This window comes from Geobacter sp. PheSNFMC, assembly GCF_059620965.1.
This window is the reverse complement of record NZ_JCAMRN010000107.1, coordinates 1-6,740: the sequence shown is the minus strand read 5'-3', so window position 1 is coordinate 6,740 and position 6,740 is coordinate 1. Positions and strand designations below refer to the sequence as shown.

General features: G+C 63.2%; 8 protein-coding genes. All 8 read right to left on the bottom strand.

Translation table 11 applies throughout. The features are described from left to right. Positions 1 to 99 precede the first annotated feature (99 nt). The gene (locus tag AC6CDK_RS17320) at positions 100 to 480 is read right to left on the bottom strand and encodes a rod-binding protein (protein ID WP_039646794.1); all 381 of its coding nucleotides are present in this window, start codon (positions 478 to 480) and stop codon (positions 100 to 102) included. A 140-nt stretch (positions 481 to 620) separates the two neighbouring features. After that, positions 621 to 1,718, bottom strand: a complete 1,098-nt coding sequence (locus AC6CDK_RS17315) for a flagellar basal body P-ring protein FlgI (protein ID WP_039646796.1) — start codon at positions 1,716 to 1,718, stop codon at positions 621 to 623. Positions 1,719 to 1,871: 153 nt separating this feature from the next. Next, positions 1,872 to 2,552 carry a flagellar basal body L-ring protein FlgH gene (locus AC6CDK_RS17310; RefSeq protein ID WP_039646798.1) on the bottom strand — a complete coding sequence of 227 codons (681 nt, stop codon included), beginning with the start codon at positions 2,550 to 2,552 and terminating at the stop codon, positions 1,872 to 1,874. Between the two features lie 100 nt (positions 2,553 to 2,652). Then, the gene (flgA, locus tag AC6CDK_RS17305; RefSeq protein ID WP_192905369.1) at positions 2,653 to 3,363 is read right to left on the bottom strand and encodes a flagellar basal body P-ring formation chaperone FlgA; all 711 of its coding nucleotides are present in this window, start codon (positions 3,361 to 3,363) and stop codon (positions 2,653 to 2,655) included. 31 nt (positions 3,364 to 3,394) lie between these two features. Further along, a complete protein-coding gene (flgG, locus tag AC6CDK_RS17300) occupies positions 3,395 to 4,183 on the bottom strand; it encodes a flagellar basal-body rod protein FlgG (protein WP_039646802.1) in 789 nt (262 codons plus the stop codon). A gap of 107 nt (positions 4,184 to 4,290) precedes the next feature. Continuing rightward, on the bottom strand, positions 4,291 to 5,019 hold the full coding sequence (gene flgF / locus AC6CDK_RS17295; protein WP_039646805.1) for a flagellar basal-body rod protein FlgF: 729 nt from the start codon (positions 5,017 to 5,019) through the stop codon (positions 4,291 to 4,293). 49 nt (positions 5,020 to 5,068) lie between these two features. Beyond that, entirely contained in the window at positions 5,069 to 5,821 is a 753-nt protein-coding gene (locus tag AC6CDK_RS17290) for a FliA/WhiG family RNA polymerase sigma factor (protein WP_039646807.1), read from the bottom strand. Further along, a partial coding sequence (locus tag AC6CDK_RS17285) for a MinD/ParA family protein (protein WP_496639937.1) occupies positions 5,818 to 6,740 on the bottom strand: 923 nt, incomplete at its 5' end. The genes AC6CDK_RS17290 and AC6CDK_RS17285, both read right to left, overlap by 4 nt.

Genomic DNA, 6,740 nt, shown 5'->3' with positions numbered 1-6,740 from the left:
CCTCGGCCCTGGCCGCGTGCCCCGCGCCCGCCTTCGGCGGTGCAGCGGGAGGCGCCCCCGCGCTGGAAAGGGATACGATATCGCTATCAATCAGCATAGCTATCGGGCACCGTTCTTTTCATCCGCGGCCGGCTTCGCCGCCGGCACTACGGAGGGTTGCGTCTCACGGGGCAGAATCTGCTGCTCGATGAGGGGGGCCAGGCCGAGCCCGCCCGACGCCGCACAGGCCGTGGCATACTCCTGGTCGAGCATGGAGCGGAATATCTCCTCCCCCCTGCCGCCGCCGGTGAGGTCGTCCTTGCCCACGGTGTCGCGCATGGACTTGAGCATCATGCCGATGAACACGGCTTCGAACTCCCGGGCAACCTTCTTTGCCGCCATCCGTTCCTGCTCGACCTTCCCGGCCCGGGAAGCCAGTTGCCGGGCGCGTGCCGTTTCGGCGTCAGCCATGAGAGTTTCGGTCGGCATACGTGTGTGCATGATTCACCTATCGGCCACCATCGGGAAAACTTTAGCCATACCGGCCCTGTCCAGATGACAGCATGTTATGTGCCAAACTGCACGAGAGGGCGCCCGCGGGCACCCTCTCGTGAAACGAATACCGTAGCCGGAGAAACGTGTCAGATGACCGACAGTTCCGCCTGCATGGCACCGGCAGCCTTGATTGCCTGGAGAATGCCGATCAGGTCCCGCGGCGTCACCCCCAGGGCGTTGAGGGCACGCACCACGTCGCCGATGCTGGCTCCCTCGCGCAGCACGGCCAGCCCGCCGCTCTCCTCGGAAACCTTGATGCCGGTGCGGGGCACCACCACGGTCTCGCCCGTGCGGCTCAGGGGCTGGGGTTGGGAAACCCTGGGCGCCTCCTTGATCAGGAGGGTCAGGTTGCCGTGGGAGACCGCAACGGTGTCGATGCGGACATTCTCGCCGATGACGATGGTGCCGGTCCGCTCGTTCAGGACCACCTTTGCCGGGTTGTCGGGGCGCACCTCGAGGCGCTCCATGTCGGCGACGAATTCCACCACCCGCCCCTGATAGGCGTCGGGGAGGGAAATCATGACCGCCCCGGGGTCATTGCAGGTGGCCACGCCGGCCTTGAACTGCTCATTGACCGCCCGGGCGATGCGCGTGGCAGTGGTGAAATCCGGCTGGTGCAGATTGAGCCGCAGTTGCGACCGATCCGCCAGGACGTTTGGCAGTTCCCGCTCCACCAGTGCTCCGTTGGGAATCCGGCCGGCCGTGGGGTGATTTTTCTGGGCCGTTGCCGCCTGGCCGCCGTAGGAGAAGGAGTTGGTCAGCAGGCCCCCCTGGGCCACGGCGTAGACCTGGCCGTCGGCACCCGTGAGGGGGGTCATGAGCAGCGTGCCGCCGGCAAGGCTCTTGGCGTCGCCCAGGGATGAGACGAGCACGTCGACCCTGGTCCCCTGCTTGGAGAAGGGGGGAAGCTCGGCGGTCACCATGACCGCGGCCACGTTCTTCACCTTGATATCGTCGCGGTTCACGGTGATGCCCATCCGCTCCAGCACGTTGGTCAGGGACTGGACCGGAAACTTGGTCTGGTCGCTGTCGCCCGTGCCGTTCAGGCCCACGATGAGGCCGTAGCCGATGAGCTGGTTGTCCCGCACCCCGTCGAAGCTGGCGATGTCCTTGATCCTGATCGCCAGGGCCAACTGGGGAAGAGCCAGCAGAAGTGCCACTATGCAGATGATTTTTTTGGTCATGGTTTTTTCCAAATCGCTGTCAGTTCAGGAAACGCGATTTTTGTGCAAGGCCAAGGCGGCCGAGGATTCGCGCGGAGGCGTCCCCCTCGGTGCGCCGCACAAGCGAACCCGGAGACCAACGCCGGGATTGCGCAAAAGGCGCGTTTCCCTCCACTAGAAGGGCCAGATATAGTCCAGGATATTCATGAGCCACCCCGGCCGCTGCCGGTCGCTGATGACGCCGTTGCCGGTATAGGAGATCCGCGCGTCCGCGATCAGGGTCGAGCTGATGGTGTTGTCCGGCGACACGTCCCGGGGGCGGATGGTCCCCTGGAGCACCAGAATCTGGTCCTCGTTGTTCACCTTCACGTTACGCCGGCCTTCGATCAGAAAGTTGCCGTTGGGCAGGACATCGGTGATCTTGGCCGTCATGGTTGCCAGCAGGTTCTCCCGGCGGGTCGTGGCGCCGCTCCCCTCGTACTTGGAGTTGGTGCTGGCCCCGAGCAGGTTGTTGGGGTTGGCGTTGGTCAGCTTGCCGAAGAGGGTGGAACTCTTTTCCAGCCCCATGAGATAGGGGATGCTGGCCGACACCTCGGCCTTGCGCTCGGTGTCGGTGGTGGCCTCTTTGCTGGCGCTCGCCTGCTCGACGATCAGAACGGTGATGATGTCGCCCCGGTTGCGGGCCTTGTGGTCGACGGCAAGGCCCGCGGTGGACGCCTGCCAGATGGAGCCGTTGGCATAGGTGGGCGGGGCCGGCCGGAGCTGTTCGTCAAAGGTCGGAGTCCGCACCTCGGTCCTTTCCACGGTGCACCCGGCCAGGGCGAGACAGATTATTGACATGGCCAATCGTTTCACTGACGTATCTCCTCACTCCCTGTCAGGAAACGAGATTTTTTCGTCCTGACAAGCAAACCCGCAGCCTGACGCAGTCAGGGCGAAAAAGGCTCGCTTCCCCCTAGAAATCCACCTGCACGGTTCCCACATCGATCACCCGCGCCGGTATTTCCTTCAGTGACCCCATGTTCAGGACCTTGATGATGTCGCCCTCGGCGCCGTTGCCCCGGGCCTTGCCGGTGGCCGTGAGGCGCAGGGACGGACTTTCGGCGATGATGGTCACCAGTTGGCCGCTTTTCACCAGGGGCATCTTCTCAATGCTTGCGCCGCTCAGGGGGGTGTTGGCCCGGACCGCATTCTTGACGCGCTTGCCCACCACCTCGTCGATGCTCCGGTACACCCTGCCGTTGACCGAAGAGATGTCCCGCTTCTGTACCGTCACATCGTCGCTGGTGATGATATCCCCCCGCGCCAGGGGATGAGAGGCGACCACCGTATCGGCAAGGGCCTCCACCTCCACGGGGATGGAGATGTTCCGCTCCACCCGGTCGTTTACCCGGACAATAAGGGCCAGGTTTGCCTTCCCCCACCCTTCCCACCGGTTCGGCGCAGCCACCTCGAAACCGACCTCGCCGGCAGGGAGCTTCAGGTCCCCCTGAAAGCCTACCCGACGCAGGGCCGTTTCCATCCCGAGGCCGTCGGTCTTCTGCCGGACGAATTCGGTGATGGCCTCCTTCACCCGGGCGTTGGGTATGGTCTGGGTGGTCGGTACGGCAAAGGCCGCCGTCCCAACCGCCAGCACGAAAAAAGTGATCAGCGCAACGCTCCGCATATCTGCCCTTCCCGGTCCCTGGTCACCGCCTTTACCGCCGCAGGTTGTTGGCCTGCTGGAGCATGTCGTCGGCGGTCTGGACCGCCTTGGAGTTGACCTCGTAGGCCCGCTGGCCCACGATCATGTTGACCATCTCCTCCATGACGCTCACGTTGCTCATCTCCAGGAAGCCCTGGGCCAGGGTGCCGATGCCGTTCTGCCCCGGGGTGCCGGTGGTGGGAGTGCCCGAGGAATCCGACTCCTGGAAGAGGTTGCGCCCAAGGGCGGTAAGCCCCGACGGATTGGAGAAGGTGGCCAGTTGGATATTGCCGATATTGGTGGGCGAGGTCTGGCCCGCCTGGGTGACCGACACGGTGCCGTCATTGCCGATGCTGATGGAGGTGGCGTTGCTCGGCACCACCAGCTCGGGGAGCATGGGGTAGCCATCGGAGGTGACCACCCTGCCCTGGTCGTCGCGCTTGAAGGCGCCGGCGCGGGAGTAGGTCGTGGTGCCGTCGGGCATCTGGATCTGGAAGAAGCCGTCCCCTTCGATGGCGATATCGAGCTCATTGCCGGTCTGATTGATGTTCCCCTCGCTGAACAGCTTCGTCACCGCGGCCAGCTTGGCGCCGAGGCCGATCTGGATGCCGCTCGGCACCTGGGTCGAGCTCGTGGAGGGGGCGCCGGAGGTTTTCAGGTTCTGGTACATGAGATCCTGGAAATCGGCACGGCTCTTCTTGAAGCCCGTGGTGTTGACGTTGGCCAGGTTGTTGGCGACGACGTCGATGTTCGTCTGCTGGGCCTGCATCCCTGAGGCCGCCGTCCACAATGCTCTGATCATGTTTTTCTCCTTGTATTGTTCCTGTGCACTCCGTCAAGGCGCATTGCATGCGCCTTGACGAACGCGGTCCGCCCCTGGGGCTACAGGTTCTCGCTCGTCCCGGGTCCCTAGATTTTACCGACTTCGTTGGCTGCTTTGCCGGCCATATCGTCGTAGGCCTTGATCGCCTTCGAGCACATTTCAAAGAAACGCTGGGTCTCGATCAACTGCACCATCTCCTGGACGGCGCTCACGTTCGACAGCTCAAGGTATCCCTGGCGCACCGGTTCGCCCTGGACGGGCTGAGCCACGGTCTGGGGATCGGTGGGCGTGAAGAGGGCGCTGCCGTTCTTCTGAAGAGCATAGGGTTTGGGGAAGTCGACCACCTCCAGGGTTCCCACCGGGCTGCCGTCCACCAGTATTTCCCCCCTGGCGTTGATCTCCACCCGGCTGCCGTTGATGACGATGGGGCCGCCGCCCGACACCTCGTAGCCGTCGGCGGTCACCAGCCTGCCCGTTGCGTCGAGCTTGAAGTTCCCCTGCCGGGTGTACGCCTTCCCTTCGGGGGTGTTGACCACGAAGAACCCATCGCCGTCGATGGCCAGATCGAACGTATTGCCGGTCTGGGAAACCGAACCGCGGGAATGGTCGGTGAAGAAAGCGGTTTCCGAGTAGACCGGCGCATCGGTTGCGCCGGCCCGGGGAACCGTGCCGGCCGCCTGGAGGAGGCTTTCAAAGGTCATCCGGTCCTTTTTGAAGCCGGGAGTGTTCACGTTGGCCAGGTTGTTGGAAAGGACATCGAGCCGCTTCATGGCTGCAATGTTTCCCGATAATGCCGAATAGATGCCGCTGTTCATAGGTTCTCCCTGGAAGGTTTTTCCGGTCCCCGCCCCCGGGTTCCGGTCGTTACCTCATGTTCTTCATCTTGGCCCGCAGCCGCACGATGGCCTGGCTGTGGAGCTGGGAAATGCGCGACTCCGACAGTTCCAGCACGGCGCCGATTTCCTTCAGGTTCAACTCCTCGTAATAGTAGAGGGTAATGACCAGCCGCTCCTTCTCCGGAAGCGACTCAATGGACTCGGTGAGCGAATCGAGCATCTGGCGCGCCATGAGCTGGCTCTGGGGGTTCTCGATGGAGGTGTCGGCCAGGATGTCCAGAAGCCCGAAGGGGCTGCCGTCGTCGTCCTCCCAGGATTCGTTCAGACTGACGAAGGAGAGGAGGTGAATCTCCTCCAGCATCTGGTAATACTCGTCAACGCTCATCTTGAGGGCGGTGGCCACCTCTTCGCTGGTGGGATTGCGCCCCAACCGGTGCTCCAGGAGCACGAACTCCTTCTCCAGCTTCTTGAACTTGTCCCGCAGCGACCGGGTCAGCCAGTCCTGGGAACGGAGCTCATCGATGATGGTTCCCCGGATCCGCTGCTCGGCAAAGGTCTTGAACTGCACGCCGCGGGCCGGGTCGAAACGCTCTGCCGCGGTGATCAGACCGATGATCGCCGCGCTCATGAGATCTTCCTGGTCCAGGTGAGGGGGAAGCTGTGAGGCGATCCGCCCGACCAGGAATTTGACCAGCGGGAGATGGTTCACGATGAGTTCGTCGCGGGTCTGGGCCGCTGACCGCTGGGCTTCCTGCTCGTATGCCTTCAGCATGCAGTTCATAGGCTCTCCACCGGTGCGCCGAGGAAGCGCCGGAAAAAGAACTGGACGTTCCCCTTCACGCGCCGCTCGCCGCTGTTTTCAAGGATGCGCCGCGCCAGCGTGGTGAAGCAGCCGGCCGCAGCCGAATCGGGGCACAACTCCAGCACCGGTTTCTGGCTCTTCACCGCGTCCAGCACCGCATCGTCGCGCACCACGCATCCCAGGTAATCGAGAGAGATGTCAAGAAACCGGCTCGTCACGTTTGACAGTTTGGCAAACACCTGCAGGGCGTCGTCCGTATCCCGGGCCATGTTGACCAGAACCTTGAAGTAGCGTTCCGCATGGCGCGTCGCCAGGAGTTTGATCAGGGCATAGACGTCAGTGATGGAGGTCGGCTCGGGGGTCACCACCACCACGATTTCCTGGGAGGCGCTGTTGAAGTAGGTGACGTTGTCCGATATGCCCGCCTCGGTATCGATGATGAGGATGTCGAAATCCTCCTCCAGCGCGTCCAGCTCGTCCATGATCTTCACCCGCTCCTGGAGGCCGAGGGAGGTGAAGTCGGGCAGTCCCGATCCGGCCGGGATGACGCGAATGCCGCCGGGGCCCTCGGTAATGATCTCGTCCAGGCGCTTCTTGCCGGAGAAGACATCGTTCAGGGTATGATCGGGGGAAATGCCGATCAGCACGTCAATGTTGCCGAGCCCCAGGTCGGCGTCGATGACCAGGACCTTTTTGCCGCGCCGGGCCAGGGCCAGGGCCAGGTTAACCACCACGTTGCTCTTGCCGACTCCGCCCTTGCCGCTGGTCACGGAGATGACCCGGACCCCCTTCTGGTTCTGGCCTTCGCCGGCAGAGGGTTTCGTGGCCTTGCGCTGCTTTTTCACGGAAGTGGCAAGCTGACGGAGGCTATCAGCCTGGTCACCGGTTGTTGCCGCGA

What these genes read in the sequence shown, in the direction of transcription:
- flgG (WP_039646802.1), bottom strand. Translation starts at nt 4,183, where the DNA reads ATGATCAGAGCATTGTGGACGGCGGCCTCAGGGATGCAGGCCCAGCAG.
- AC6CDK_RS17320 (WP_039646794.1), bottom strand. Translation starts at nt 480, where the DNA reads ATGCACACACGTATGCCGACCGAAACTCTCATGGCTGACGCCGAAACG.
- flgF (WP_039646805.1), bottom strand. Translation starts at nt 5,019, where the DNA reads ATGAACAGCGGCATCTATTCGGCATTATCGGGAAACATTGCAGCCATG.
- AC6CDK_RS17315 (WP_039646796.1), bottom strand. Translation starts at nt 1,718, where the DNA reads ATGACCAAAAAAATCATCTGCATAGTGGCACTTCTGCTGGCTCTTCCC.
- flgA (WP_192905369.1), bottom strand. Translation starts at nt 3,363, where the DNA reads ATGCGGAGCGTTGCGCTGATCACTTTTTTCGTGCTGGCGGTTGGGACG.
- AC6CDK_RS17290 (WP_039646807.1), bottom strand. Translation starts at nt 5,821, where the DNA reads ATGAACTGCATGCTGAAGGCATACGAGCAGGAAGCCCAGCGGTCAGCG.